The following is a 26,018-nucleotide window of genomic DNA, read 5'->3' as shown; positions in this document are numbered from 1 at the left end:
AATATATGAAACGTATATGCTCCGTATATTCTTCGCGAGGTCGCTATGGGACTGGTAAAAATTTCCGAACAGATGCACGCCAACATTCGCTGCGCCAGCGCGGCCCTGAGCCGCTCAATCAATGCTCAGGCTGAGCACTGGATGCGGGTGGGCATGCTGGCCGAACTTCATCCCGGTCTCAATTACAGCGAGATCTGCCAACTGCTGATTCGCGCTGAAACGTCCGGCGGCGCCGTGTTGATCCTTCAGGCCTGCGACCTCGTACCGGATCTGGCTCCGGCCAAGGCGGTGTCCCAGTGAGCATTACTATCAAGACTGAAACCGATCTGGTCGGCCTGCGTGTGGCAGGGCGTCTGGCCGCAGATGTATTGGCGATGATCGCAGAGCACGTCAAGCCAGGCATAAGCACCGAGGCGCTGGATGACATTTGCAACGCCTACATCGTCAACGAGCTGAAAGTGATCCCGGCCAACGTCGGTTACCACGGGTTCACCAAAACGACCTGCATCTCGCCCAACACCGTCGTCTGCCACGGCATTCCTTCGGCGGATGACGTGCTCAAGGATGGCGACATCGTCAATATCGACGTCGCGGTCATCAAGGATGGCTGGTACGGCGACACCAGCCGTATGTACTACGTCGGCGAGGTCAGCCCGCTCGCCCGGCGTCTGGTCGAGACCACGTACGAGGCCACGCTGGCAGGCATACACGCAGTGAAACCCGGTGCGACGTTGGGCGACATCGGTCACGCCATTCAGAGCGTGGCATACCGCGAAGGCTTCAGCGTGGTGCGCGAATACTGCGGGCATGGCATCGGTCGCAAATACCACGAAGAGCCTCAAGTGCTGCACTACGGCGCAGCGGGCAAGGGACTGAAACTCAAAACCGGCATGGTCTTCACCATCGAGCCGATGATCAACGCCGGCAAGCCGGGCACTTATGTGCTGGAAGATGGGTGGACAGTGCTCACCCGGGATCAGTCATTGTCGGCGCAATGGGAACACATGGTGGTGGTGACCGAGACCGGCTTCGAGCTGCTGACCCCATGGCCGGACGGCACAGGCGATTATCCGGCGGTCTGAGCGCAGGCGTTGGGCGCAACACCAGGCATCAGGGTCTGGACGCATGAAGTCACAAAAGCGGGCGTGACGAAAACAAGACTTGGCTTGTAGGCTTGTTCTCGTTCCCCTGTGGTGCTGCTTCCTGACAGGCTTAGGATGATCAGTGCAGGTAGCGCCAGGGGAGAACACCACTTTATCGGACACCTGAAAAAACCGGCCTTGGCCGGTTTTTTTGTTGCCTGCGCAAAACTTACTGTTTAGAAGGCTCAGCTTCCAGTTGCTTGGCAGCCACGACTCCGGAGGAACTCAGTTTTACGGGGTACTTCAGCGTGCGATCCCCGTCGGCAGGGCGGTTAACGCAACCGTCATGAATCAACCCGGCCTGTTGCAAATGCTCAAGGGTGTCTGCAACGGCGTTCTCCCCTCGGTAGTTGTCCAGAATTTCCTTACCCAGGCCTGCCGGGTGGGCATGCAGCAATCGGGTCAGGACTTCCTGCTTGAGTGCGTTATCGATGGTCATGTTTACCTCGCTTTGCTGGTGTAATGAGCGCTGCTTGTAAATTCCGACCACGTGAATCCACGTTTGTTTGCAGTTTTCCCGGATCAGGTGCGTTTCCATTGCACCTGTGTGACGCCCAGTCCCTCGGCGTATAGCAGCGCGCGTTTCACCGGGCCCGCGCAGATGTGGCCCTCGACCGCGCCCACCCCTGCATGCAAAGTCGCGAAATGCAGCGCGTCACTGTCGCAAAGATGGTTTCCCTGGTGGTTGAAACGCCGCGGCTCACCTTGAAACCAGTAATGAATTTCAAAATCCTTATAGTCATTCATTTGTCTCAGCCTGTGGGGGCGTGCGGTGACGCCGGTTGAGTGAGTACTTCCTTCACGTGCCTGACAGCATGGAGGTCGACTGCATCGTCGGTACCTTCACTTCAAGATGGATACAGGCTGATCAAATCCCGATGGCGTTGAATCCTAATGCCTTTTGACCGGGGCGGGACGTCCGCCAACAGGTTGCGGAGCGGCTGGCCCGGCAGAGAATTACACACCTTTGTGAGCGTTTAAAATCGCTCGCCGATGGGCGGCGATGTGCCATATCGATATGGATATTGGCCATGCATCCAAAAGCGTTGAATGAATAAAATGAGTCCCCTCGAAGCCTGAATTTACCCACCTGAGGAAGAGCTTGCACGAGGGCTGGATCCTGCAATCCGGTGCGTGAATGACTCAAGCGGTCATTCGGTTTTCGAACAGCTTTTCGTCGCCTGCCACTGTGTGTCTGGCGACGGAAACATGGACTCGTGTCTGCCGCTGCGGATCAATGGCAGTTGCCGGCCAAGTGGTAATGCTGCGCTTCGGCTGCCGCCGGGCTATTGAACTCAACCCGATTTTTCTCGGCGATCGCGTTGTACGAGGGGCAGTCCGGACGGTGGTAAACCAGGGTCTTCTTGTTGCCGCGAATCGCCAGCGTCAAGTTAGCTGCGCTGCCGCCGGCACTGGCAACGGGCTTTGTTGAATTGCTCGCCGTGGGCCGGGCCTGCGCCGTGATGGCAGACGCGCTGGCCGTCCCGTGGCCGCCGCTCAAGCTGGCGCTGAGAAAAATCGGAGCGTGGTCGGACACGCTGTTACGGCCCTTGGCGTGTGTCAGGCCGAGGAATTTCGGGTAATCGAACACCTCGACCTTGTTCACCCGGATCGCCGACTGCTTGCTGATGAAGATGTTGTCGTAAAGGTTGGCAAATTTGCCATCCTTGGTAGACAGCGTGCTGGCGCCATCAAGTACCAGCGGCCTGGCGCTGCTGTCGAGCTTGTCCCACGCGGGCGAGTTGGGCGGGGTGTTGAAGTCGCCCATCAACATGATCTGGTTGTTGCCGGGGTAGGTCTCCTGCAGCCAGGTCCAGTAATTGGACAGGGCGACGATCTCCGAAGCGCGATCCGCCTGGTTCTTGCCGTACAGGATGTGCACAGTAGCAACGACAAAGGTCTTGCCGTCCTTGAGCGACCGGAACTGCGCGGAGTAAGGCTCGCGTTCGAAGGTGTCGGTGCGGTCGAGGTAGCTCACGGCGCCGTCCTCATAGGCAACGGCGTCATCCCGCCAGACGAATCCGTACATTTCCTTGTAGGAAGAGCGGCCGACGGCATGGGAAGCCATCGAACTCCAGTGCTTGCCCGTCTGCCGAGTCAGCTCCTTGGCCAGCGCCTCCAGCGCGTCTTCGCTCATCAGCTCCTGAACGGCGAGAAAGTCGACCTTCTGCGCGACCTTGGCGATGCCTTGGAAGTCCTTGTTCGGGCGCACACTCAAGTGCTCCAGGTTCCAGGTGCCAATGTTGACGTCAGCAGAAGCGGTTTGCAGGAAGGTAAAAGCCAAAAGCAGTGCGACACAAAATCTAAGCATGTTTTCCAACTGGGTAATTCATCAAGGGGGTGGGGCGGTTTGCAGGTCAGTCTTCCTTGGGCACTGTCCAGAAAATCTGCACACCGCCGTCGTCTCGCCAGGCCAGGGTCACGTTGTCGTTCTCGTCGATCTCTTCCAGCAACTGTTTCCAGTCGTCCTCAAGCTCGTCCGCCAGCCGAAAAATCAGTGCCGCGCGGGCTTTCTGCGCGCTCTGGGAATTGATGATTTTCTGGACCCGCACCGCCATGCGCTCGTAGTGCCCTGGCGATGCTGCGGTTGCTGCATGGGTGTCAGACACGAAGTGACCCTCCTGTTCGCTGTATGCGCATACAGTATTTGAGTGTCGGACGTTTCGCAACTACGGATCAGACAAAAACCGTGATTGACTCAAGTCGCTGATTTTTCGTCTGATTGTTCGGGCCGCGAACCAAAGTCGATCCGGCTGATCTGATCTGCTACACGACGATTCAGCGCTCAAGCGCACTGCGCACGAGTCATGCAAACCAGGAGGCTTTATGAAGATTCAATCATTGCTGATGCCGGTCGCGTTCGCCTGCTGTGCAGCGTTGGCAGGTTGCTCCACGTCCACCGTGGTCACCCTGCAAAACGGTACCCAGTACGTGACCAAGGATGCGCCAAAGACCAAGAGCAAAGACGGCTTTTATGAGTTCGAAGACATCTCCGGCAAAACCATCCGCGTTCGCGCTGACGAGGTAGCCACCGTCAAAGAAGAGGATTGAGCCACGCCAGGGCCCGACTGGCATGGCCACCGGGCCCGGCTGTATGCAAAGTCGTGCCAATCTGAGTGGAACATATTCGCATTAACGTCGCTCTAAACGAGGCTATCTGCTCACGATATTTCCTGTCAGGCCCTAATTATGGATACCCCACCCAACACCGGGTTCAGCGCAGCACCCCTGCGTTTCCTTGCCAACGGCGGTGCGGTCGGTGATCTGCTTCAGTCCTCATTGCTGGACGGCTCGCCCCTCGGCCTGCCCTCTGACTGGCCGGACAGTCTAAAAGCCCTGATGGGCACGATTCTCCCTGTGCAGGCGCAGATCGTGCTCTTCTGGGGGCCCGATTTCGTGGCGCTCTACAACGACGCCTATGCGCCGAGCATCGGCGAGAAACATCCCCGCGCCCTCGGCCGTCCCGCCATCGAGAATTGGCGCGAGCTATGGGACGACCTCGAGCCGCTGCTGCGTGGCGTACGGGAAACCGGGCAAACCTTTGCTGCCAAAGATCGCCCGTTCTATATCGAGCGGCACGGTTACGGTGAGACCGTCTACTTTGACGTCTCTTATTCTGCGGTGCACCAGAACGATGGATCCGTCGGCGGTGTGCTTTGCATTGTCACTGAAACCACCGAGCGCGTTCATTTCGAGCGTCGTCAGGCGCTGCTGCTTGAGCTGGGCCAGTCTTTTCCGTCCATTCACGACCCAGAGCAGATCGAAGCGGACCTCATACGGCGTATCGGTGACGAGCTGGGCGCCACCCGTGTCCATATCGCAGAGGCTGACGAGGTCGGTGACTTCGGCGTACGCCGTGAATACCGGCAAGGTGAGGTGACGGCTCGATCAGGGCTGATCGTCGTCGGCGATGACACCTGTTCGGCGTTGCGTCAGGGTGTCACCGTGCAAGCGGCGGCAAGTGCCGATCCCGATCTGGCCGACTCGTACGCCGGCGCTCTTCAGCCAGACGGCACGGCGAGTCTGGTCGTGCATGTCCCGCTGATGCGCCATGACACGTTGGCCGGGGTGTTTACGGTCGAGTTCGAAGGGCTGCGGGTATGCAGCCCCCATGACATCCATATTATCGAAGAAGCGGCCAAGCTGGGCTGGCAGTGGATCAACCACATGCGGTCCGAAGCGGCGCTACACGCCAGTTCAGCGCAACTTGCCGGAATGTTCGAGCAGGCGGGTGCCGGGATTGCGCTGTGTGATCACCGAGGCGTCTTCCAGCAAGTCAATGATCGCTACTGCGAGATCATGGGGCTGCAACGTCAGGCGATTGCCGGCCGCTCGATCCTCGAGTTACAGAAAGACTTGCCGGCCAATTCGCAGCCGATGTTCTACGAGACATTCCTGACCGCCGAAGCGCCCTTTGAGCTGACCCAGCACCATGTCCTCGCAGACGGCTCCGTCGTCTGGGTGCAGACCCACGTGACGCCGCTGCTCGACGCGCAACAACACCTCAGCGGCTTGCTGTTTGTTTGCGTCGACATCACCGCCCGGGTTGGCGCCGAACATCAGTTGATCGAACTCAACGAGAGTCTCGAACAGCGCGTTGCCACGATAGTGGCCGAGCGCGAGGCGGCCATTTCTCTGCTCCACGAGTCGCGCAAGATCGAAATGGTCGGTCAGTTGGGCGGCGGCATCGCCCATGACTTCAATAACCTGCTGACGCCGATCATGACATCGCTGGAGTTGCTGCGGCGCCAGCCTGTCAGCAACGACCGCTCCCATCGGTTGATCGACGCTGCGCTGCAAGCGGCGGATCGCGCGCGAATCCTGGTAGGTCGTCTGCTGACCTTTGCCCGCAGGCAGACGCTCAAACCTCAAGTCGTGGCGCTGGACAGTCTTGTCAACGATATGCGCGACCTCATCCAGCGTTCGCTGGGGCCGACCATTGAAGTCATCGTCGAGATCCCGCCAGGATTGCCGAACATCCTCATCGATCCCCATCAGCTTGAGTTAGGCGTGCTCAATCTTGCGGTCAACGCGCGTGACGCAATCGCCGAACGCGGCTACCTGAAGATCAGTGCCTGCTCCGAGGTGGTCGCCGACGGTGCGGGCCTGGGTCCATCGCCGGCGCACGGTTGCTACGTCAGGCTGACGGTAACGGATAACGGCGGCGGCATGAGCGAGGACATATTGCAGCGCTGCGTTGAACCATTCTATTCAACCAAAGGCGTCGGCAAGGGCACCGGCCTGGGGCTGTCGATGGTGCAAGGGCTGGCCCTGCAATCCGGGGGCGGATTTGACATTCAGTCGGCGCCGGGTCTTGGTACGCGGGTCGACATCTGGCTGCCGATTTCCAGCGCCGATCTACAGACACCGGCAGCCGGCGATGTCGATGCAGACCCGGCGCCTGGCGCGGATCATCCCTTTCACGTGCTGGTGGTGGATGACGAAGAACTGGTCCGCTACACCGTTGCACTGCAACTGCGTGACCTGGGCTATCGGGTGACCGAAGCGGCGTCGCCCTCTGCTGCCGAACAGATGGTCAGCGCAGGCTTGCGGCCGGACGTACTTGTCACCGATCAACTGATGGCGGAGAAAAGCGGCACGCAGCTCGCCCTGAGTCTGCGCGAAGTCCTGCCTGCGCTGCCGGTGCTGATTGTCACCGGTTACACCAGCGAATCGTCCAAGCAGATTGCCGGTTTCGAGATGCTGGCCAAGCCGTTCAGCCGTGCCGATATCGCGACCAAAGTGGCGCAGGCGATCAGCGATCGGCGGGTGCCGGCGTTGATCAGGGAGCAGGCCGGTCACGCCTCTTGATGGTTTGAGCCCTTCACGCTGAGCCCTTCATGCCAGATACCGCATGGCATGAAGGGCGGCTGCGTCGTCTAGATGGCTCGGCCGATGGCCTGCTCGTAGCACGACAGAAAGTACTGCCATTGGGACTCATCCCAGAATGAATGCCTTCTGAGCTGCGGAATGTCGTGACGGGCAGCACCCATCGCGGTGATTCGCCCGTGGGATTTTTCCAGATCCAGCAGCGCCAGTTCGAAATCAAAGCGCGTGTCAGTGACGGTCGCCTTGATGAAAATGTGCTTGGAGCGCATGCAGCCGTGCTGCCACTTGCCCATGTGCATCTTAGCCAGCGTTTCAGCCAGACGCTTGAAAAGTCGCTGATGTTGCTCGGTGCTCAGCGTGGCGGCGCCGCCCTGTGCGTACCAGGTGTCGAGATCGATGAAGCCACCCAGATCCTTCGTGACCAGCACGCCTTGCCAGACTCCGGCAACCTTGCGAGTGCCATAGAACACCGGACGTGGCGCGTTGATGCCGAGTTCCTCGAGTTTTGTCAGCGCGATGCCTTCACGCAGTGCAGTCGGACGCCCGGTGGGGTAGCGCAAACTGCGAAACAGATGGCCGGTCTGGCGTTTGACATAGAACGTCTTGCCATCGTGAACCACGCGCTGCACGCCACTGGTCCCGCTGCGGCGTACATTCGGCGGCTCGACCCACGGGCCTGACGTGCCCCACCAGAACTCAAACTCGTTGTTGCCCCGACCCATCTTGCGCTCCAAATACTGTAGAAAGCTTGCTTGTGCAGCGACTGCCATGTTGCAGTGCGAGCCCCTCTGGCCGCCACGCGCGTAATTAGTTCACTGCCGCGCGACGATATTGGCTAATGGCCATTTCCGAGGCGCTCAGCTTACTGATTTGTTTCCTGCATGACGCCGTCAAACCCGTGTTATTTACGCCATCCAACCGGCTGAAACCGCAGCATTCAGCGGCGCGTTGTCGCGACAGCAATCCTCTTGAGAATTCAGGGGACGCATACTCGGTGATCTGCGTCATGTCCGTTCGTCCCATTCATGACAAACTCGTGGAATTGCTGGCACCGGTCGACATCCACCGTGCATAACTAAATAAGGAAATTTGCCATGATCTCCACACTTGAACTCTGCCATATCGTCGAATCAGGCTTCCTGCCTGCCAAATGCAAGTGCACCATCGATGCCAACGATCAAATAATGGTGCAGATATTTGATCGCGAAAGGGGCCACGCCGACCTCCTGGCCGGAGGTATTCCGGTCAGTTCGCTCAACTCCAGCCGCGCCATCGCCAATCTGATCGCCACCCTGAAAGAAGATCTGAAGCTCCACGCTGCCGGTCGACGTCCAACCGCCCGTCAGGAACGTGCGTGACTTAATCTGCACAATTGATCGTTCCTTTCTATCCTCCGATTCGGGGTGCGGGTCACCAGCGTCGCCACGGCAATCGGAGGAGCAGGGCGATACCTGGCCCGCTCTAAAATTCCTGCTTTACTGAGTTGACAAACGTCCCGGCGCTTCCCATAGTTTCGCTCACGCAAACGTTTGCGATTCCGTCTATCCTTCCCCTGACGCGTAAACGCTGCCGATAACAACAATCATAATGTCGGAGTGATCCATGAAGCTGCCATTCGCTGCACGTCTTCTTGCTGTTGCCATGCTTACCGCTTCTGCTGCATCCCTGCCTCTCTCATCTGCCTTTGCCGACGACGCGAAAAAGCCGACCGTTGCGCTGGTGATGAAATCCCTGGCCAATGAATTCTTCCTGACCATGGAAGACGGCGCCAAGGTGTATCAAAAAGAGCATTCCGCTGACTTTGATCTGATTTCCAACGGCATCAAGAACGAGTCCGACACGGCCGCGCAGATCGACATCGTCAACCAGATGATCGTCAAGAAAGTCGACGCGCTGGTCATTGCCCCGGCCGATTCCAAGGCCTTGGCGTCGGTCCTGAAAAAGGCCATGGACGCGGGCATCAAAGTCGTCAACATCGACAACCAGCTGGACGCCGACGTGCTGAAAAGCAAGGGCATGGAAGTGCCTTTCGTAGGCCCGAACAACCGCAAGGGCGCCAAGCTGGTGGGCGACTACCTGGCCAAGCAGCTGACGGCGGGTGCTGAAGTCGGCATCATCGAAGGCGTGCCGACCACCACCAACGCGCAGCAACGCACCGCGGGCTTCAAGGACGCGATGGACGCTGCGCAGATGAAGATCGTTTCCACGCAGTCCGGTAACTGGGAAATCGACAAGGGCAACGCGGTGGCGTCCGCCATGCTCAACGAATACCCGAACCTGAAAGCGCTGCTGGCGGGCAACGACAGCATGGCGCTCGGCGCGGTATCGGCCGTTCGTGCGGCAGGCAAGGCGGGCAAGGTTCAGGTCGTCGGTTACGACAACATCAACGCCATCAAGCCGATGCTCAAAGACGGCCGCATTCTGGCCACCGCTGACCAGTTCGCGGCGCGTCAGGCCGTGTTCGGTATCGACACCGCCCTGAAAATGGTCAAGGGCGAGAAGCTCGAGATCACCAACGGCGTGATCGAGACCCCGGTCGAGCTGGTGACCAAGCCGCAATAAGCCGGCCTGGTCTCTCAGTCAGTACATTCCAAACCCACCGTTTCCAAATATGTACCGCCTGCCCGTGAGGGCAGGTGCGTGGAGATCGTTATGTCAGCGTCTGCTCAGGCCGCTGTTCTATCTGTCAGTGGTATTGGCAAAACCTACGCCCAACCCGTACTCGGTGACATCGACCTGACGCTCATGCGTGGGGAAGTGCTGGCCTTGACCGGGGAAAACGGCGCGGGCAAAAGCACGCTGTCGAAAATCATCGGCGGGCTGGTCACGCCGACCACCGGCCAGATGCAATTTCAGGGGCAACCCTACCAGCCTGCCAGTCGCACCCAGGCCGAAAAGCTCGGCGTGCGCATGGTCATGCAAGAACTCAATCTGCTGCCGACGCTGTCGGTGGCGGAAAACCTGTTTCTCGACAACCTGCCCAGCCGCGCCGGTTTCATCAATCGTCGCAAGCTGCGCGAAGAGGCGATCAAGGCCATGGCCCAGGTCGGCCTCGAGGCCATCGACCCGGACACGCTGGTCAGCGAACTGGGCATCGGCCATCAACAGATGGTCGAAATCGCCCGCAACCTGATCGGCGACTGCCATGTGCTGATTCTCGACGAGCCGACGGCGATGCTGACGGCGCGTGAGGTGGAAATGCTCTTTGAGCAGATCACCCGTCTACAGGATCGCGGCGTTTCCATCATTTACATCTCCCACCGCCTGGAAGAACTGGCCCGCGTCGCCCAGCGCATCGCCGTGTTGCGCGACGGCAAGCTGGTCTGCGTCGACTTCATGGCCAACTACAACAGCGAGCAACTGGTCACGTTGATGGTTGGCCGTGAGCTGGGCGAGAAGATCGATTTGGGCGAGCGCAAGATTGGCGCAGTGGCGCTGTCGGTCAAAGGCCTGAATCGCGCCGACAAGGTCCGCGATGTTTCCTTTGATGTCCGGGCCGGTGAAATCTTCGGGATTTCCGGGCTGATCGGTGCCGGGCGTACTGAGCTGCTGCGGCTGATCTACGGCGCGGACGTGGCCGACAGCGGCAGCATCGAAGTCGGCAGCCCGCTGCGCAGCGTGCAGATCAAATCGCCGGTGGACGCCGTGGGTCATGGCATCGCCTTGATCACCGAAGACCGCAAAGGCGAGGGCCTGCTGCTGTCGCAATCGATCAGTGCCAACATCGCGCTGGGCAACATGGAGGCCATTTCCAGTGCCGGCGTGGTCAACGGCAATTCGGAGATCGCTTTGGCTCAGCGTCAGGTGGGCGCCATGCGCATTCGCAGTTCGAGCCCGACGCAACTGGTGTCGGAACTGTCGGGCGGCAATCAGCAGAAGGTCGTGATCGGCCGCTGGCTGGAGCGCGATTGCCAGGTGATGTTGTTCGACGAGCCCACGCGCGGCATCGACGTCGGCGCCAAGTTCGACATCTACGCGCTGCTGGGTGAACTGACCCGGCAGGGCAGGGCGCTGGTGGTGGTCTCCAGTGATCTGCGCGAGCTGATGCTGATCTGCGACCGCATCGGCGTGCTGTCTGCCGGGCGCCTGATTGACACCTTCGAGCGCGACACCTGGACCCAGGACGAACTGCTTGCCGCTGCCTTCGCGGGCTATCAAAAACGTGACGCGCTGCTGTCTGAAGCCGCGCCCAGGATCGACTGATGAAAACTTCTACTTCTCCTGCCGCGCTGCCGTCTCCGGGCAAGCGCAGCGGCAATTACTTCGGCCTGGGCACCTACCTCGGGCTGGCAGGCGCACTGCTGGCGATGATCGTGTTGTTCTCGTTGCTCAGCGATCATTTCCTGTCGTACGAAACCTTCAGCACGCTGGCCAACCAGATTCCCGACCTGATGGTGCTGGCGGTCGGCATGACCTTCATCCTGATCATCGGCGGCATCGACCTGTCGGTGGGTTCGGTGCTGGCGCTGGCTGCTTCGGCGGTCAGTGTGGCCATGCTCGGCTGGGGCTGGGGCGTGTTTCCGTCGGCGTTGCTGGGCATTGCCTGCGCAACGGCGGCCGGTACGCTGACCGGCTCGATCACCGTGGCGTGGCGCATTCCTTCGTTTATCGTTTCCCTCGGCGTGCTGGAAATGGCCCGCGGCGTGGCATACCAACTGACCGACTCGCGCACTGCGTACATAGGTGACTCCTTTGCGTGGTTGTCCAATCCCTTCGCATTCGGTATTTCGCCTTCGTTCGTCATTGCCCTGATCGTCATCTTCGCCGCCCAGGCCGTGCTGACCCGCACCGTGTTCGGCCGCTACCTGATCGGCATCGGCACCAATGAGGAAGCCGTGCGTCTGGCGGGGATCAATCCCAAGCCCTACAAGATCCTCGTATTCTCGCTGATGGGTCTGCTGGCAGGCGTCGCGGCGCTATTCCAGATTTCACGCCTTGAAGCCGCTGATCCCAACGCCGGTTCCGGCCTTGAGCTGCAAGTGATTGCAGCAGTGGTTATTGGCGGCACCAGTCTGATGGGCGGGCGCGGTTCGGTGATCAGCACCTTTTTCGGCGTGCTGATCATTTCGGTGCTGGCGGCAGGGCTGGCGCAGATCGGCGCGACCGAGCCAACGAAACGTATCATCACCGGCGCCGTGATCGTCGTCGCGGTGGTCCTCGATACCTACCGCAGCAATCGCGCGCGGCGGCGCGGCTGACATGGCAACCATCAAGGATGTAGCGGCGATTGCCGGGATTTCCTACACCACGGTGTCCCACGTCCTTAACCGCACCCGACCGGTCAGTGAAGAGGTGCGCAAGAAGGTCGAAGCCGCCATCGTGCAGCTGGATTACGTGCCCAGCGCCGTTGCGCGGTCGCTCAAGGCCAAGGCCACCGCGACCATCGGCCTGTTGATTCCCAACGGCATCAACCCGTACTTCGCCGAACTGGCCCGGGGCATCGAGGATTACTGCGAGCGCAACGGCTTCTGCGTGATCCTCTGCAATTCCGACGACAACCCCGACAAGCAGCGCAGTTATCTGCGTGTGCTGCTGGAAAAACGCGTCGACGGCCTGATCGTCTCGTCGGTGGGCGGCGGTGACAGCCTCGTCGAGGGCTTGTCCGCAGTTCGCACGCCTTTGGTTATCGTCGACCGGGACCTGGACGGCGTGACGGCTGATCTGGTGCGCATCGACCACGAGCTGGGCGCGTACCTGGCGACGTCGCATTTGCTGTCCCTCGGCCACCGGCACATCGCCTGTATCTGCGGCCCGGCCCAAACCAGCGTGGCGAAGATGCGTCTGGCGGGGTATCACCGGGCGATGCAGGAAGCTTCGGTCGACGTGCCGGAAAGCTGGGTGGTAGAAAGCGATTTCACCGGCCCCAGTGGCTATCTTGCTGCGGTGAAACTGCTGGAGCGGGATCCGCCGACCGCCATTTTCGCGGCCAACGACATGGTCGGCATCGGTGTATTGCGCGCCGCCGCCGAGCGTAACGTGCGGGTCCCGGCCGATCTGTCGGTCATTGGCTTCGACGACATCCAGATGAGCCAGTACGTTTACCCGGCCCTGACCACCGTCGGCCAATCCATTCTGCAACTGGGCGAGCGCGCTGCCGAGATGCTGCTGCGGCGGATCTCGTCGCGGGGCGAAACCGCTGTCGAACACTTGGTTGTTGCGCCGAGTATTGTGCTGCGCGAATCCACAGCGCCTCCACCCCAGGTATTTACCGAATTTCGTTAAGCCGAGCGCTCCGCGCGGTCTGAAAAGTGTTCTGAAGAGTAGACGTCATGCAAGCAAAAGTAGTGATAGTGGGCAGCCTGAACATGGACCTGGTGACGCGCGCGCCGCGTTTGCCCCGGGCCGGAGAAACACTGGCCGGGCAGTCGTTCGTCACCGTGCCGGGCGGCAAGGGCGCCAATCAGGCCGTGGCGGCGGCGCGACTCGGCGCCAGTGTCGCCATGATCGGTTGCGTCGGCGATGACGCCTACGGCGAACAACTTCGCACCGCGCTGCTTGCCGAAGGCATCGATTGCCAGGCAGTCACCCGCGTCACCGGCGAGTCCACCGGCGTCGCGCTGATTGTCGTCGATGACAGCAGCCAGAACGCAATCGTCATCGTGGCGGGCGGCAACGGCCACGTCACCGCCTCCGTGGTGGACAGCTTCGATGCGTTGCTGTCCGGTGCCGACGTCATCATCTGCCAGCTTGAAGTGCCGCTCGACACGGTCGGCCACGTGCTCAAGCGCGGTCACGAACTGGGCAAGACCGTCATCCTCAACCCGGCGCCGGCCAGTGGCCCGCTGCCGGCCGAATGGTTCGCCTGGATCGATTACCTGATCCCGAATGAAAGCGAGGCCACCGCGCTGACCGGTTTGCCAGTCGACAGCACCGCCAGTGCAGACGCCGCTGCATCGGCATTGCTGAAAGCCGGCGTCAGCAAGGTGATCGTCACGCTGGGCGAGCAGGGTGCCCTGTTTGCCAGCGCGTCTCGCTCCGAGCACTTCCCGGCGCCAAAGGTCCAGCCCGTTGACACCACGGCGGCCGGCGATACCTTTGTCGGCGGCTTCGCGGCGGCGCTGGCCGATGGCAAATCCGAATCGGACGCCATTCGCTTCGGTCAGGTCGCTGCGGCGCTCTCCGTTACCCGTTCCGGCGCCCAGCCTTCCATTCCGACGTTCGCCGAGGTTCAGGTCTCTGCGGCACACTCCGCCGCACAAGGGCATCAATCATGAAAAAAACACCGCTGCTGAATATCGCCCTGTCCCGCGCCATCGCGTCCCTGGGGCACGGTGACATCCTGATGATCGTCGATGCGGGCATGCCCGTGCCGGCCGGCGTCGAGCTGATCGATCTGGCCCTGACCCACGGTGTGCCCGATTTCCTCAGCGTGCTGAATGTGGTGCTGACTGAAATGCAGGTCCAGAGTCATGTCCTCGCCGAAGAGATGCTGTCGAAACAGCCGCCAGCGTTGGCCACCGTTTCGAGCTTGCATGCTTCGGGCAGCCTCGGTGAGCAACGCCTGGTGACTCATGACGCATTGAAACAGCTGAGCCGTGGTGCTCGGGCTATCATCCGCACCGGCGAATGCCAGCCATACACCAACATCGCGCTGGTGGCGGGCGTGGTTTTTTAACGCCGTTTTTTCATCTTTAGCCGTCAGGAACAAGGAGTTCCCATGAACACAACCCGACATTTTTTCACCGGGCTGATCAGGAGTGCCGCGCTGTTGGCCATTTTATCCGCCACGTCCGTGCATGCCGCCGAGAAGCGCAACGTGATCATCGACACCGACCCGGGCGCCGACGACGTCGTCGCACTGCTCCTGGCGCTGGCGTCGCCGCAAGAACTCAATGTCATGGCGATCACCACCGTGGCGGGCAACGTGCGCATCGACAAGACCTCCCGCAATGCCAGGCTGGCTCGGGAATGGGCCGGCCGCGAAGAAGTGCCGGTGTACGCCGGTGCGGGCAAACCGCTGGTGCGTACGCCGATCTACGCCGAAAACATTCACGGCAAAGAAGGACTGCCGGGCGTGGAAGTGCATGAGCCGAAGAAGCCGCTGGCTGAAGGCAATGCCGTGCAGTACCTTGTCGATACCCTGAAGAAAGCTGCGCCCCACAGCATCACCATCGCCATGCTCGGGCCGCAGACCAACCTGGCGCTCGCGCTGATTCAGGCGCCGGAAATCACCCAGGGCATCAAGGAAGTCGTGGTCATGGGCGGCGCCCACTTCAACGGTGGCAACATCACCCCGGTGGCCGAGTTCAATATCTACGCCGATCCCGACGCGGCGAAGGTTGTCCTGGCCAGCGGTGTGAAGCTGACCTATGTGCCGTTGGACGTCACCCACAAGATCCTCACCAGCGAAGCGCGTATCAAGCAGATCGATGGCTTGAACAATCAGGCCGGCAAGCTGGTCAGCGGTATCCTCAACGAGTACGTCAAGGCTGACATGGTCCATTACGGCCTGCCCGGCGGGCCGGTGCATGATGCGAGCGTGATTGCCTGGCTGATCAAGCCGGAGCTGTTCAGCGGCCGGCAGGTCAATCTGGTGATCGATAACCGTGAGGGTGTGACCCACGGCCAGACCATCGCCGACTGGTACGACACCCTTGCTCAGAACAAAAATGTGTTCTGGGTGGAAAATGGGGATGCCCAAGGCTTTTTTGATCTGCTGACTCAGCGCCTCGGTCTTCTGAAGTAAATCCGCCGTGCTGCGCCGTGTGGCATCCCGATGCTCGGCGCAGAGCAATCAAGGTGCAAAACCGTGTCTATCGATCTCAATAATTCCGATTCCCTCACCCTCGACGCCGTCCGGCAAATGATCGCGGCTGCGCAGGATGGCGTGCATACCCAGTTGCGCGTCAGCCGGGACGGTCGCGCGTGGATTTCCAGCGACGCGGTGGGCGGCGTGGACATTGGGGGACTGCTGTTTCGTCTGGAGACCTGGGCGGCCGGTTCCGGTTGCGTGGGCCCGGTGGCTGCCAGCGATGCCGTATGGGTGACGCAGATCTACAATGCCCTTCGCGACAACTGGGCCAACCCCACCACGGATTACGTGGACGTCTACTGAGCCGCGCCCATCCTGCTCAATGGGTCCTGCGGGCGCTGTTTTAAACGTTTTGTCACGATTGAATGCGCCGGGCGAGTGACGCTTGGGGCAGACTCCTGCGCTGTCCTCGACAGAGGAGGTTTGCTCGCCCTGGTTTATCCATGGCGAAACGAAGCGGCTGGACCGCTGTCGCAGAGGTTCTGCTTTAGTTAAACGTTAGGAGGTTGTATGCCCTGGAAATACGCATCATCGGGTCTGGTGCTCGCCGCAGCGCTGCTGGCCGGTTGCAGCAGCACGTCGGAGTCTACGAGCCAGCCTGAGGAGAGCGTCGCCAGTTCCCCGGCCAGTTCCGCTGGTGGTTATGCCCGTTGTGACGCGGCAGCAGTGCAGTTCGCTGTTGGCAAGCCGGCGTCAGCGGCATTGCTGGATCAGGCGAAGGCCAAGGCCGGCGCGCAGACCGCCAGAGTGCTCGGGCCCCATGACATCGTCACACTGGAATACCGCTCGGATCGTCTGAACCTGAACACTGACGATTCAGGGAAGGTGAACCGCGTCAATTGCGGTTAACGCCGGCGCACCACGAAATTGCAGGCATAAAAAAACCCCGTCAGTGACGGGGTTTTTTCAGATCGCTGGGATTACTCCGCGCGAACCTGAGCAGCTTGCATGCCCTTTTGGCCTTTCTCAGCCACGAAGGAAACAGTCTGGCCTTCTTTCAAGCTCTTGAAACCGTCGGATTCAATGGCTTTGAAATGTACAAAAAGGTCGTCGCCGCCACCCTGTGGGGTGATGAAGCCGAAGCCTTTTTCATCGTTGAACCATTTTACGGTGCCGGATTGGCGATTAGACATGGTGTATCTCCAGGAACATAATTTTCAGTAGTGCTGTGTTGCTCAGGCCAACTGGGCACACGAGCGCTATCATAGTCGAATTGTGTGAATGCTGGACTTTTTCGATTAGAACTTTGCGTCAGCATCCTCGATATAACGCCCCAAAGGCGCTCCAGAGGCCTGTTTTCCATCATCAAAGGGTGCATCGGCAAACCCTTCTGGTATGCCTGAAACCCGCAGAATTCGTGGCCTTCAGCGTGTCAGCCTTGACCCGCTTCTTTACGCCCCGGTGTGGGGCATCAAGGAAATGTAAATTTTTTATTTTTTGCCGTTCAGGCAATTTTTGCTCACCGCAGCCTGCAGGCGAGAGGTCATATCGGTACTGGGAGGCGTCGTTTTGTCATTCAGCGACGCAATCTCCTTGTCGGAGAAGTTCTTGTCAATTTGTTGAGCGCCGCACTCGCAGTGCGCTTTAACTGCACTGGCGTCCATCGATGGATTGCTCTGGGTGGCTGCGGTGGTGCATTCGTTCATGTAGCTGGTCTTGGTTTTCGCATCCATCGCGGCATGAGCGCTGAGGGGCAGTGTCAGGGCCAGCGGGGCGAGAAGGGCGGCAACGCGTAGAAGCTTCATGGTGATTTCCTTTTTGTCGGTGGCCGTCGAGGTGTCAGGCCTTGAACAGGTACTACGGATAATCTGAGGTCCTTGAAGCGCACCAGTTCCGTGGCGCTGCTGCGGCTTGGTTCAATTGCTGATCCGCGTGCGACGCCAGCCACCGTTTAGCTGACCCTGCCGAAACGCTGTGATAGCATGCGCGCCTGCAGATTAGCTCGCGTCTCGCGGGGCCCCGGTGCCCTGCTGCAAGTTCTGTCGATTTCGTAAGTTCCAGTCACTCTGGTTCGGTCTTCAGGTTGGCCTTCGGGCTCCTGCCACTGTGAGGCAGGCATACCACCGAATCGCGTACTGGCTCTATCCCACCCACGTGACCTTTGGTAGGGGTCACCACTAGGAGAGGAGGCGCCATGCCAACTATTACTCTTCCCGACGGCAGTCAACGTTCTTTCGATCACCCGGTATCCGTTGCCGAGGTCGCAGCATCCATTGGTGCGGGCCTGGCCAAAGCCACCGTGGCCGGCAAGGTCAACGGTCAACTGGTTGATGCCAGCGACATCATCGACACCGATGCGAGCCTGCAAATCATCACCCCCAAGGATCAGGAAGGCCTGGAGATCATTCGTCACTCCTGCGCGCATCTGGTCGGCCACGCCGTCAAGCAACTCTATCCGACTGCAAAGATGGTGATCGGCCCGGTCATCGATGATGGCTTCTATTACGACATCGCCTATGAGCGTCCTTTCACGCCGGACGACATGGCGGCGATCGAGCAGCGCATGCAACAGCTGATCGAAAAGGATTACGACGTCATCAAGAAGGTCACGCCGCGCGCGGAAGTGATCGACGTGTTTACGGCCCGTGGCGAAGACTACAAGCTGCGTCTGGTCGAAGACATGCCAAACGAGCAGGCCATGGGCCTGTACTACCACGAAGAATACGTCGACATGTGCCGCGGCCCGCATGTGCCGAACACCCGTTTTCTGAAGTCGTTCAAATTGACCAAGCTCTCCGGCGCCTACTGGCGCGGCGATGCCAAAAACGAGCAATTGCAGCGCGTTTATGGCACGGCCTGGGCCGACAAGAAGCAGCTGGCGGCTTACATTCAGCGCATTGAAGAAGCCGAAAAGCGCGATCACCGCAAGATCGGCAAGCGTCTGGGCCTGTTCCATACCCAGGAAGAAGCGCCGGGCATGGTGTTCTGGCACCCGAACGGCTGGACGCTCTATCAGGTTCTTGAACAGTACATGCGCAAAACCCAGCGCGAGAACGGCTACCTGGAAATCAAGACGCCTCAGGTCGTCGACCGCTCCCTGTGGGAGAAGTCCGGGCACTGGGCAAACTACGCCGAGAATATGTTCACCACCGAGTCGGAAAACCGCGACTACGCCATCAAGCCGATGAACTGCCCTTGCCACGTGCAGGTGTTCAATCAGGGCCTGAAAAGCTACCGCGAGTTGCCGATGCGTCTGGCCGAATTCGGCGCTTGCCACCGCAACGAACCTTCGGGCGCACTGCACGGCATCATGCGTGTCCGAGCGTTCACCCAGGACGATGCGCATATCTTCTGCACCGAAGAACAAATGCAGGCTGAATCCGCCGCGTTCATCAAGCTGACCATGGCCGTCTACGCCGATTTCGGTTTCAAAGACATCGAAATGAAGCTGTCGACCCGGCCGGAGAAACGTGTCGGCTCCGATGAATTGTGGGATCGCGCCGAGTCCGCACTGGCTGCAGCCCTTGACAGTGCTGGCCTGCCGTACGATTTGCAACCGGGCGAGGGTGCGTTCTACGGTCCGAAGATCGAATTTTCTCTCAAGGATTGCTTGGGTCGCGTCTGGCAATGCGGTACTCTGCAGCTCGATTTCAACCTGCCGATCCGTCTGGGCGCCGAATTCGTGTCGGAAGACAACGGTCGCAAGCACCCAGTCATGTTGCACCGCGCAATTCTTGGCTCCTTCGAGCGCTTCATCGGAATCCTGATCGAGCATTACGAAGGCGCGTTTCCTGCGTGGCTTGCTCCAACTCAAGCAGTGATCATGAATATCACTGATAAACAGGCTGATTTTGCCCTTGAGGTGGAAAAAACATTGGCGCAAAGCGGATTCCGTGCCAAGTCCGACTTGAGAAATGAAAAGATCGGCTTTAAAATCCGCGAGCATACGTTGCTCAAAATTCCGTATCTCCTCGTGATTGGGGATCGGGAGGTTGAAACACAAACTGTCGCTGTGCGTACACGTGAAGGCGCAGACCTTGGCTCGATGCCGGTCGCCCAGTTCTCGGAGTTCCTTGCACAAGCGGTTTCCCGGCGTGGTCGCCAAGATTCGGAGTAATTATTATTAAGCGTGAAATGAGACAAGATAAACGAGCTGCACCGAAAGCCCCGATCAACGAGAATATCTCGGCACGTGAGGTTCGTTTAATTGGGGCTGAGGGTGAGCAGCTTGGGATTGTGTCAATTGAAGACGCGCTTCTTAAGGCTGAAGAGGCCAAACTGGATCTGGTGGAAATTTCCGCCGATGCAGTACCCCCTGTTTGCAAACTGATGGACTACGGCAAATCGATCTTCGAGAAGAAGAAACAGGTTGCTGCCGCCAAGAAGAATCAGAAGCAGATCCAGGTTAAAGAAATCAAGTTTCGTCCAGGGACGGAGGAAGGGGATTACCAGGTAAAACTACGCAACCTGGTACGTTTCCTGAGTGACGGGGACAGGGCCAAGATTTCCTTGAGATTTCGCGGTCGTGAGATGGCCCACCAGGAGCTGGGGATGGAACTGTTGAAGCGGGTCGAAGCTGACCTGCTCGAATACGGTTCGGTCGAACAGCATCCTAAGATGGAAGGACGCCAGCTGATCATGGTCATCGCCCCGAAAAAGAAGAAATAACCACCAGGGCACGGCAGGCCTTGCGGTTATGTTTATCAACTGAATGCGGAGTATCCGAACATGCCAAAGATGAAGACTAAAAGTGGTGCAGCTAAGCGGTTTTTGAAAACCGCGAATGGCATCAAGCACAAGCACGCTTTCAAGAGCCACATCCTGACCAAAATGTCGACAAAGCGTAAGCGTCAATTGCGTGGAAGCAGCTTGCTGCATCCGTCCGACGTGGCAAAAGTCAAGCGCATGCTGCGCCTTTGCTAATTTTGATCAAGAACAGAGGAATTAACTCATGGCTCGTGTAAAGCGTGGCGTCATTGCCCGTAAGCGTCACAAAAAAATTCTGAAACTTGCTAAAGGCTACTACGGCGCGCGTTCACGCGTATTCCGTGTTGCCAAGCAAGCGGTAATCAAGGCTGGCCAATACGCCTACCGTGACCGTCGTCAGAAAAAACGTCAGTTCCGCGCTCTGTGGATCGCTCGTATCAACGCTGGTGCGCGTATCAACGGTCTGTCCTACAGCCGTTTCATCGCTGGCCTGAAAAAAGCGTCGATCGAGATCGACCGTAAGGTTCTGGCTGATCTGGCAGTGAACGAAAAAGCGGCGTTTGCTGCGATTGTCGAGAAAGCTAAAGCCACTTTGGCCTAAGTCCCCGGCAATCACCGGACCCCGCTCGGGGTCTGGTGTTAAACGTCATAAATAGGGGAAGAGCCTTGTAAGCTCTTCCCCTATTTTGTATCTGGAGTCTGTACATGGAAAACCTGGACGCGCTGGTCTCTCAAGCACTTGAGGCTGTGCAAAGCGCCGAAGATATCAATGCCCTGGAGCAAATCCGGGTTCTGTACCTTGGCAAGAAAGGCGAATTGACTCAGGTGATGAAGACCCTGGGGAATATGCCTGCCGATGAGCGTCCGAAAGTCGGCGCGCTGATCAACGAAGCCAAGGAACGTGTCACAGAGGTTCTCAATGCGCGGAAGGCATCGTTTGAGGAGGCCGATCTTGCGGCCAAGCTCGCGGCCGAATCCATTGACGTGACCCTGCCTGGCCGTGGCCAGACCACTGGCGGTCTGCATCCGGTTACCCGCACTCTGGAACGAATCGAGCAATTCTTCACCCACATCGGCTACGGCATCGCCGAAGGCCCTGAGGTGGAAGACGATTACCACAACTTCGAAGCGCTCAACATCCCAGGCCATCACCCGGCCCGGTCGATGCACGACACCTTCTATTTCAATGCGAACATGCTGCTGCGCACCCATACCTCGCCGGTTCAGGTCCGCACCATGGAATCGCAGAAGCCTCCGATCCGCATCGTCTGCCCCGGCCGTGTGTATCGCAGTGACTCCGATATCACCCATTCCCCGATGTTCCACCAGGTCGAAGGCCTGCTGGTGGACCGCGATATCAACTTCGCCGACCTGAAAGGCACCATCGAGGAATTCCTGCGCGTGTTCTTTGAAAAAGAGCTGGCAGTGCGTTTCCGTCCTTCGTATTTCCCGTTCACCGAGCCTTCGGCCGAAGTCGACATGGAGTGCGTGATGTGCAGCGGCAAAGGCTGCCGCGTGTGCAAACAGACCGGCTGGCTTGAAGTCATGGGCTGCGGCATGGTCCACCCGAACGTGCTGCGCATGTCGGGCATCGATCCGGAAGAATTCCAGGGCTTCGCCTTCGGCATGGGCGTAGAACGTCTGGCGATGCTGCGCTATGGCGTCAACGACTTGCGCCTGTTCTTCGACAACGACTTGCGGTTCCTCGCGCAATTTCGCTAGGTCGCCCGTAACGAATTCTTTAGGAGAGCAGGATGAAATTCAGTGAACAATGGCTGCGTGGCTGGGTAAGCCCGCAAGTGTCCCGCGACGAGCTGGTTGCTCGTCTGTCGATGGCCGGCCTTGAAGTAGACAGCGTCACCCCGGCAGCGGGCGTTTTCAGCGGTGTTGTGGTGGGTGAGGTGCTGAGCACCGGACAGCACCCGGACGCTGACAAGCTGCGCGTTTGCCAGGTCAATAATGGCGCTGAGACCTTTCAGGTTGTGTGCGGCGCGCCGAACGTGCGCCCAGGTCTGAAGATCCCGTTTGCCATGATCGGCGCCGAGTTACCGGGCGATTTCAAGATCAAGAAAGCCAAGCTGCGGGGCGTCGAGTCCAACGGCATGCTGTGCTCGCAGGCCGAGTTGCAGGTGGGCGAGGGCAATGACGGCTTGATGGAGCTTCCGGCCGACGCGCCGGTGGGCCAGGATGTGCGCGGGTATCTGGAGCTGGACGACGCGAGCATCGAAGTCGACCTGACGCCCAACCGTGGTGACTGCCTGTCGGTCGCGGGTCTGGCCCGTGAAGTGGGTGCACTCTATAACGCAGTCGTCACGCGTCCTCAGGTTGCCGTGGTGCCGGCCGTGCACGATGAAGTTCGTCCGGTTGAAGTGCTCGCGCCTGCGGCGTGCCCTCGCTATCTGGGCCGCGTTATCCGCAATGTCGATCTGTCACGCCCTACACCTTTGTGGATGGTTGAGCGGCTGCGTCGCTCGGACGTGCGCAGCATCGACGCTGCAGTGGACATCACCAATTACGTGATGCTTGAGCTGGGTCAGCCGCTGCACGCGTTCGACCTTGCCGAAATCAACGGCGGCATTCGTGTGCGCATGGCGGAGGAGGGCGAGAAGCTCGTCTTGCTGGACGGTCAGGAAGTCAGCCTGCGCGCCGATACCCTGGTCATCGCCGACCACCAGCGTGCCCTGGCCATCGCCGGTGTCATGGGTGGCGAGCACAGCGGTGTGTCCGCGACCACCCGCGATATCTTCCTCGAAAGCGCCTTTTTCGATCAGATCGCCGTTGCCGGCAAGGCCCGTTCGTATGGCCTGCACACTGACGCTTCCCATCGCTATGAGCGTGGCGTTGACTGGCAGCTGGCCCGCGAAGCCATGGAGCGCGCCACTGGCCTGCTTCTGGAAATCACCGGTGGCGACGCCGGTCCGGTCATCGAGACTGTCAGTGACCAGCATTTGCCGTCCATTGAGCCGATCATCCTGCGTGCCGAGCGTATCGAGCAGATGCTGGGCATGAAGATGGACGCAGCGGAAATCGAGCGTCTGCTCACAGCGCTCGGCCTCACCGTCGCGCCTCACGCCAGTGAGCAATGGCGCGTTGAGGTGCCGAGCCACCGCTTCGATATCACCCTCGAAGTCGACCTGATCGAAGAGCTGGCCCGCCTCCACGGTTACAACCGTCTGCCGGTTCGTTACCCACAGGCGCGCCTGGCACCGCAACCGCGTGCCGAGGCTCGGAGCGATCTGCCGGCGTTGCGTCGTCTGCTGGTGGCTCGCGGTTATCAGGAAGCGATCACCTACAGTTTCATCGACCAGAAATGGTTCGAGCTGTTCAGCCCGGGCGTTGAACCGCTGTTGCTGGCCAATCCGATCTCGGCTGACATGTCGGCGATGCGTTCGTCCCTGTGGCCGGGTCTGGTGAAGTCTCTGCAACACAACCTCAATCGTCAGCAGGACCGCGTGCGTCTGTTCGAGAGCGGGTTGCGTTTCGTCGGTCAGCTGGAAGGCTTGAAGCAAGAGCCGATGCTGGCCGGTGTGATCTGTGGCAGCCGTCTCCCGGAAGGCTGGGCGCAAGGCCGTGATGTCGTCGATTTCTTCGACGTAAAGGCCGACGTCGAGGCCGTGCTGGGCTTCGCCGGTGCGCAAGATGACTTCCGTTTCGTACCCGGAAGTCATCCCGCGTTGCACCCGGGTCAGACCGCACGTATCGAGCGTGACGGGCGTGAAGTCGGCTACATTGGCGCGCTGCACCCGGAACTGTCGAAGACCATGGGCCTTGATCGTCCCGTGTTCGTCTTCGAGCTGGTTCTGGCTGAAGTGGCGACAGGCCGCCTGCCGAAATTCCATGAGCTTTCTCGCTTCCCGGAAGTGCGTCGCGACCTGGCGCTGCTGGCCGATCGTGATGTTTCTGCGACTGCCGTGCTGGACGTTATTCGAGAGAATGCAGGGGAATGGCTCACAGACCTCAGGCTGTTTGATGTTTACCAGGGTAAAGGCATTGATCCGCTTAGAAAAAGCCTTGCAGTCGGCTTGACCTGGCAACATCCATCGCGCACTCTTACCGACGATGAGGTAAACGCTTCGACGCAGCAAATTCTCACCTCGCTAGAGGCAAGGTTAAACGCCACGTTAAGGATGTAGCGTATGGGGGCTCTGACGAAAGCTGAGATGGCCGAACGTCTGTACGAAGAGCTAGGCCTGAACAAACGAGAAGCCAAGGAACTGGTCGAGCTGTTCTTTGAGGAAATCAGGCACGCTCTGGAAGATAACGAGCAGGTCAAATTGTCCGGATTCGGCAATTTTGATCTGCGCGATAAACGCCAGCGACCGGGCCGAAATCCCAAGACAGGGGAAGAAATCCCGATTACCGCTCGCCGTGTGGTCACCTTTCGCCCAGGGCAGAAATTGAAGGCCCGAGTTGAGGCTTATGCTGGAACCAAGTCATAACGACGAGCTACCGCCTATCCCCGGCAAACGCTACTTCACCATCGGTGAAGTCAGCGAGCTCTGCGCGGTCAAACCGCACGTTCTGCGTTATTGGGAGCAGGAGTTTCCTCAACTCAATCCGGTCAAGCGCCGTGGAAACCGCCGGTATTATCAGCGACAGGACGTGCTGATGATCCGCCAGATCCGCGCGCTGCTTTACGATCAGGGCTTCACCATTGGCGGCGCGCGTTTGCGCATGTCCAGCGATGAGGTCAAGGATGATTCACTGCAGTACAAGCAGTTGATCAAACAGATGATTGTCGAGCTGGAAGATGTGCTGGTGGTGCTGCGCAAGTGACATCGCGCGGTGCGTCGAAATACTTCCATCATTCAAAAGCTTAGGGTATATTCCTCGACGCTCTCGCAAGATAAGCGACGAAGAAGTAGCACAGAGTAACGCCTAGTCGGGGCGTAGCGCAGTCCGGTAGCGCACTAGCATGGGGTGCTAGGGGTCGAGTGTTCGAATCACTCCGTCCCGACCATATTTTGTAAAGGGAATCAGCCACTTACCGGTTTGATTCCCTTTTTCATTTCTGGCTTGCGCAAAACCCGCGCAAAACTATCCGGTGATTTCGCTGATATCGAATTCCGGAATGACCCCCGACCAGATCGCCTCGGCGTGCTCCTTTTGGTAGTTTTTGGTCATCTCCTTGCTGGAGTGCTCAGCGATCTTCTGCCCATCTTTCCCGGCTTTCTTGTACAGGTGCAGCGACAGTGCCCTGACTTTGTGGAATCCTGGCATCTCTTCTTCCTTCCATCCGTTGTAGCAATCCGCCGCCACCCTGGCGTCCTTAAATGCGCGCGTCAGGTACCGCTACTCAACCTTCTTGGTCCAGTGCTCTTTGGTCTCAGACTGCTTTTGCCTCTTCCGATCAGGTCTGCCCGGACACAAAGCGACACATCGAAACCGATTGCTCGCAAAACACCCAAAATATGTACGAATCCCATTGCTGGCTAAGCTGTCACTTCTTGCAACGCGTCTGCGGAGGCGCATCAGGCTCCATTCGTTTAGGTATCACGATCTTAGTACCAGGGAGAGATACGAGCTCGGCAATTCCGAATACGCAAGTAGGAGCTGGCGCTCCGTTTGCGTTAATGCTGAACCGGAGCCCTATCAATGCTTCGTAGTCCTTCCCAGGCTCCAGATGGTAAATGAGGGCCTGGCCAGGG

The 26,018-nt window shown here is 59.1% G+C and carries 30 protein-coding genes, 1 tRNA gene and 1 pseudogene; 24 read left to right on the top strand and 8 right to left on the bottom strand.

Annotated elements, in window-relative coordinates; all coding sequences use genetic code 11:
• Window positions 1-45: 45 nt before the first annotated feature.
• Together AC3ISG_RS15085 and map are read left to right on the top strand one after the other, a co-directional pair.
• On the top strand, window positions 46-300 hold the full coding sequence (locus tag AC3ISG_RS15085) for a ParD-like family protein (protein WP_122538219.1): 255 nt from the start codon (window positions 46-48) through the stop codon (window positions 298-300).
• Window positions 297-1,082: a type I methionyl aminopeptidase gene (gene map, locus AC3ISG_RS15080; protein ID WP_489297334.1), complete on the top strand. Its 786-nt coding sequence runs from the start codon at window positions 297-299 to the stop codon at window positions 1,080-1,082. The genes AC3ISG_RS15085 and map overlap by 4 nt, the downstream gene beginning before the upstream one ends.
• Before the next feature lie 229 nt (window positions 1,083-1,311).
• Here the strand turns inward: map and AC3ISG_RS15075 are convergent, their stop codons facing one another.
• The 4 genes from AC3ISG_RS15075 to AC3ISG_RS15060 all read right to left on the bottom strand — a co-directional run bounded on the left by AC3ISG_RS15075 (window position 1,312) and on the right by AC3ISG_RS15060 (window position 3,700).
• The gene (locus AC3ISG_RS15075; RefSeq protein ID WP_122538689.1) at window positions 1,312-1,581 is read right to left on the bottom strand and encodes a hypothetical protein; all 270 of its coding nucleotides are present in this window, start codon (window positions 1,579-1,581) and stop codon (window positions 1,312-1,314) included.
• 83 nt (window positions 1,582-1,664) lie between these two features.
• The gene (locus AC3ISG_RS15070) at window positions 1,665-1,889 is read right to left on the bottom strand and encodes a DUF6555 family protein (protein WP_122538223.1); all 225 of its coding nucleotides are present in this window, start codon (window positions 1,887-1,889) and stop codon (window positions 1,665-1,667) included.
• A 487-nt stretch (window positions 1,890-2,376) separates the two neighbouring features.
• Window positions 2,377-3,426 (bottom strand): endonuclease/exonuclease/phosphatase family protein, encoded by a 1,050-nt coding sequence (locus AC3ISG_RS15065; protein ID WP_489297333.1) that lies wholly within the window; start codon window positions 3,424-3,426, stop codon window positions 2,377-2,379.
• Between the two features lie 73 nt (window positions 3,427-3,499).
• Complete coding sequence (locus AC3ISG_RS15060) at window positions 3,500-3,700, bottom strand: DUF1654 domain-containing protein (protein ID WP_074887522.1); 201 nt, start codon at window positions 3,698-3,700, stop codon at window positions 3,500-3,502.
• A gap of 268 nt (window positions 3,701-3,968) precedes the next feature.
• Between AC3ISG_RS15060 and AC3ISG_RS15055 the strand changes: the two genes are divergently transcribed.
• Both AC3ISG_RS15055 and AC3ISG_RS15050 read left to right on the top strand, forming a co-directional pair.
• Complete coding sequence (locus AC3ISG_RS15055) at window positions 3,969-4,193, top strand: YgdI/YgdR family lipoprotein (RefSeq protein WP_037010898.1); 225 nt, start codon at window positions 3,969-3,971, stop codon at window positions 4,191-4,193.
• Between the two features lie 138 nt (window positions 4,194-4,331).
• Window positions 4,332-6,953 carry a PAS domain-containing protein gene (locus AC3ISG_RS15050; protein ID WP_489297332.1) on the top strand — a complete coding sequence of 874 codons (2,622 nt, stop codon included), beginning with the start codon at window positions 4,332-4,334 and terminating at the stop codon, window positions 6,951-6,953.
• A gap of 68 nt (window positions 6,954-7,021) precedes the next feature.
• Here the strand turns inward: AC3ISG_RS15050 and AC3ISG_RS15045 are convergent, their stop codons facing one another.
• Window positions 7,022-7,693 (bottom strand): lipopolysaccharide kinase InaA family protein, encoded by a 672-nt coding sequence (locus tag AC3ISG_RS15045; RefSeq protein WP_489297331.1) that lies wholly within the window; start codon window positions 7,691-7,693, stop codon window positions 7,022-7,024.
• Between the two features lie 116 nt (window positions 7,694-7,809).
• Here AC3ISG_RS15045 and AC3ISG_RS15040 point away from each other — a divergent pair, with 116 nt between their 5' ends.
• The 11 genes from AC3ISG_RS15040 (at window position 7,810) to AC3ISG_RS14990 (ending at window position 16,572) form a co-directional block, all read left to right on the top strand.
• Window positions 7,810-8,046 (top strand): hypothetical protein, encoded by a 237-nt coding sequence (locus AC3ISG_RS15040; protein WP_489297330.1) that lies wholly within the window; start codon window positions 7,810-7,812, stop codon window positions 8,044-8,046.
• A gap of 19 nt (window positions 8,047-8,065) precedes the next feature.
• Window positions 8,066-8,329, top strand: a complete 264-nt coding sequence (locus AC3ISG_RS15035; RefSeq protein WP_122624216.1) for a DUF1652 domain-containing protein — start codon at window positions 8,066-8,068, stop codon at window positions 8,327-8,329.
• A 244-nt stretch (window positions 8,330-8,573) separates the two neighbouring features.
• Entirely contained in the window at window positions 8,574-9,533 is a 960-nt protein-coding gene (locus AC3ISG_RS15030) for a sugar ABC transporter substrate-binding protein (protein ID WP_122538237.1), read from the top strand.
• A gap of 90 nt (window positions 9,534-9,623) precedes the next feature.
• The gene (locus AC3ISG_RS15025) at window positions 9,624-11,174 is read left to right on the top strand and encodes a sugar ABC transporter ATP-binding protein (protein WP_122624217.1); all 1,551 of its coding nucleotides are present in this window, start codon (window positions 9,624-9,626) and stop codon (window positions 11,172-11,174) included.
• Complete coding sequence (locus AC3ISG_RS15020) at window positions 11,174-12,169, top strand: ABC transporter permease (protein ID WP_122538241.1); 996 nt, start codon at window positions 11,174-11,176, stop codon at window positions 12,167-12,169. The genes AC3ISG_RS15025 and AC3ISG_RS15020 overlap by 1 nt, the downstream gene beginning before the upstream one ends.
• Before the next feature lies 1 nt (window position 12,170).
• The gene (locus AC3ISG_RS15015) at window positions 12,171-13,193 is read left to right on the top strand and encodes a LacI family DNA-binding transcriptional regulator (protein ID WP_122538243.1); all 1,023 of its coding nucleotides are present in this window, start codon (window positions 12,171-12,173) and stop codon (window positions 13,191-13,193) included.
• A 47-nt stretch (window positions 13,194-13,240) separates the two neighbouring features.
• Complete coding sequence (gene rbsK / locus AC3ISG_RS15010) at window positions 13,241-14,185, top strand: ribokinase (protein ID WP_489297329.1); 945 nt, start codon at window positions 13,241-13,243, stop codon at window positions 14,183-14,185.
• On the top strand, window positions 14,182-14,586 hold the full coding sequence (gene rbsD / locus AC3ISG_RS15005) for a D-ribose pyranase (protein ID WP_489297328.1): 405 nt from the start codon (window positions 14,182-14,184) through the stop codon (window positions 14,584-14,586). Before rbsK ends, rbsD begins: the two co-directional genes overlap by 4 nt.
• A gap of 42 nt (window positions 14,587-14,628) precedes the next feature.
• Window positions 14,629-15,657 carry a nucleoside hydrolase gene (locus AC3ISG_RS15000; RefSeq protein ID WP_205483987.1) on the top strand — a complete coding sequence of 343 codons (1,029 nt, stop codon included), beginning with the start codon at window positions 14,629-14,631 and terminating at the stop codon, window positions 15,655-15,657.
• A 63-nt stretch (window positions 15,658-15,720) separates the two neighbouring features.
• The gene (locus tag AC3ISG_RS14995) at window positions 15,721-16,026 is read left to right on the top strand and encodes a hypothetical protein (protein ID WP_489297327.1); all 306 of its coding nucleotides are present in this window, start codon (window positions 15,721-15,723) and stop codon (window positions 16,024-16,026) included.
• Window positions 16,027-16,233: 207 nt separating this feature from the next.
• Complete coding sequence (locus AC3ISG_RS14990; RefSeq protein WP_205483986.1) at window positions 16,234-16,572, top strand: I78 family peptidase inhibitor; 339 nt, start codon at window positions 16,234-16,236, stop codon at window positions 16,570-16,572.
• A gap of 71 nt (window positions 16,573-16,643) precedes the next feature.
• Here AC3ISG_RS14990 and AC3ISG_RS14985 read toward each other — a convergent pair whose 3' ends face one another.
• Together AC3ISG_RS14985 and AC3ISG_RS14980 are read right to left on the bottom strand one after the other, a co-directional pair.
• Window positions 16,644-16,856 (bottom strand): cold-shock protein, encoded by a 213-nt coding sequence (locus AC3ISG_RS14985; protein WP_065991529.1) that lies wholly within the window; start codon window positions 16,854-16,856, stop codon window positions 16,644-16,646.
• 297 nt (window positions 16,857-17,153) lie between these two features.
• On the bottom strand, window positions 17,154-17,468 hold the full coding sequence (locus AC3ISG_RS14980) for a hypothetical protein (protein ID WP_122538255.1): 315 nt from the start codon (window positions 17,466-17,468) through the stop codon (window positions 17,154-17,156).
• Window positions 17,469-17,857: 389 nt separating this feature from the next.
• Between AC3ISG_RS14980 and thrS the strand changes: the two genes are divergently transcribed.
• The 9 genes from thrS (at window position 17,858) to AC3ISG_RS14935 (ending at window position 25,330) form a co-directional block, all read left to right on the top strand.
• Complete coding sequence (thrS, locus tag AC3ISG_RS14975) at window positions 17,858-19,780, top strand: threonine--tRNA ligase (RefSeq protein ID WP_122538259.1); 1,923 nt, start codon at window positions 17,858-17,860, stop codon at window positions 19,778-19,780.
• A complete protein-coding gene (infC, locus tag AC3ISG_RS14970; protein WP_172613086.1) occupies window positions 19,780-20,331 on the top strand; it encodes a translation initiation factor IF-3 in 552 nt (183 codons plus the stop codon). The genes thrS and infC overlap by 1 nt, the downstream gene beginning before the upstream one ends.
• 60 nt (window positions 20,332-20,391) lie before the next feature.
• Window positions 20,392-20,586 (top strand): 50S ribosomal protein L35, encoded by a 195-nt coding sequence (gene rpmI, locus AC3ISG_RS14965; RefSeq protein ID WP_003442181.1) that lies wholly within the window; start codon window positions 20,392-20,394, stop codon window positions 20,584-20,586.
• Between the two features lie 28 nt (window positions 20,587-20,614).
• Entirely contained in the window at window positions 20,615-20,971 is a 357-nt protein-coding gene (rplT, locus tag AC3ISG_RS14960) for a 50S ribosomal protein L20 (RefSeq protein ID WP_007905879.1), read from the top strand.
• A gap of 104 nt (window positions 20,972-21,075) precedes the next feature.
• Window positions 21,076-22,092, top strand: coding sequence for a phenylalanine--tRNA ligase subunit alpha (gene pheS / locus AC3ISG_RS14955; RefSeq protein ID WP_489297326.1), 1,017 nt, complete (start codon window positions 21,076-21,078; stop codon window positions 22,090-22,092).
• Between the two features lie 32 nt (window positions 22,093-22,124).
• A complete protein-coding gene (pheT, locus tag AC3ISG_RS14950; RefSeq protein ID WP_489297325.1) occupies window positions 22,125-24,503 on the top strand; it encodes a phenylalanine--tRNA ligase subunit beta in 2,379 nt (792 codons plus the stop codon).
• Window positions 24,504-24,506: 3 nt separating this feature from the next.
• The gene (gene ihfA, locus AC3ISG_RS14945) at window positions 24,507-24,809 is read left to right on the top strand and encodes an integration host factor subunit alpha (protein WP_002553164.1); all 303 of its coding nucleotides are present in this window, start codon (window positions 24,507-24,509) and stop codon (window positions 24,807-24,809) included.
• Window positions 24,790-25,146: a MerR family transcriptional regulator gene (locus tag AC3ISG_RS14940; protein WP_074887387.1), complete on the top strand. Its 357-nt coding sequence runs from the start codon at window positions 24,790-24,792 to the stop codon at window positions 25,144-25,146. Before ihfA ends, AC3ISG_RS14940 begins: the two co-directional genes overlap by 20 nt.
• 107 nt (window positions 25,147-25,253) lie before the next feature.
• Window positions 25,254-25,330, top strand: a tRNA-Pro gene (locus AC3ISG_RS14935).
• A gap of 77 nt (window positions 25,331-25,407) precedes the next feature.
• On the opposite strand, the pseudogene AC3ISG_RS14930 reads toward AC3ISG_RS14935, so the two are convergent.
• Window positions 25,408-25,728, bottom strand: a pseudogene (locus AC3ISG_RS14930) (site-specific integrase); the annotation flags it as partial.
• Between the last annotated feature and the right edge of the window lie 290 nt (window positions 25,729-26,018).

The sequence above is a fragment of the Pseudomonas sp. GL_135 genome, assembly GCF_057834665.1.
Note: the sequence above shows the minus strand (reverse complement) of the source record. Positions and strands in the feature narration are given on the sequence as shown.